Here is a 533-nt window from a genome sequence, read left to right as displayed (position 1 = left end):
TACAAATAAAGACATTGTTACGTCATCTATCCCCTCATGAAACGTTTATGTTAGCCAGAGCTGTTCCCGTATATGGCGTTAAAGTTCGTCTATTTGCAAAGCGTGATGCTGACAACGATTATGTCATTATAGCGACTAACAATTTAGATCATACGGATGCTATGGCTCTTTATAGCAGACGCTGGGAGATTGAAACCTTGTTTTCTTGTTTTAAAGGACGAGGGTTTAATCTTGAAGATACGCATCTTACACAGTTGGATCGGGTGAGTAAGTTAGTGGCGGTTTGTGCGCTAGCATTTTGTTGGTCATATCGCATTGGGATTAAAACTGTACAGCAACACCCTAAAAGACGAAAGCTTAAGAAACATGGTCGACCCCAGCAAAGTTTGTTTGCTATTGGTTTGGATGTTTTGATTGATGGTTTGCGTGAGTATTTCTTTGCTGGCAATCGACGTGTGTTTGAGGTTCTAATAAGTTATTTGTCTCCTAGTCCACGACCTTTGAGACTTTGAGCATTTTTGTCGTGTACAGAG

At 40.5% G+C, this 533-nt stretch carries 1 protein-coding gene; it reads left to right on the top strand.

What is annotated here, in order from left to right; genetic code table 11:
* The coding region (locus tag E2R51_RS20595; RefSeq protein ID WP_165967285.1) for a transposase at positions 1-512 on the top strand (512 nt) is incomplete at its 5' end.
* Positions 513-533 lie beyond the last annotated feature (21 nt).

It is taken from the genome of Jeotgalibacillus sp. S-D1 (genome assembly GCF_004358665.1).
Lineage (GTDB): Bacteria > Bacillota > Bacilli > Bacillales > Jeotgalibacillaceae > Jeotgalibacillus.
Note: the sequence above shows the minus strand (reverse complement) of the source record. Positions and strands in the feature narration are given on the sequence as shown.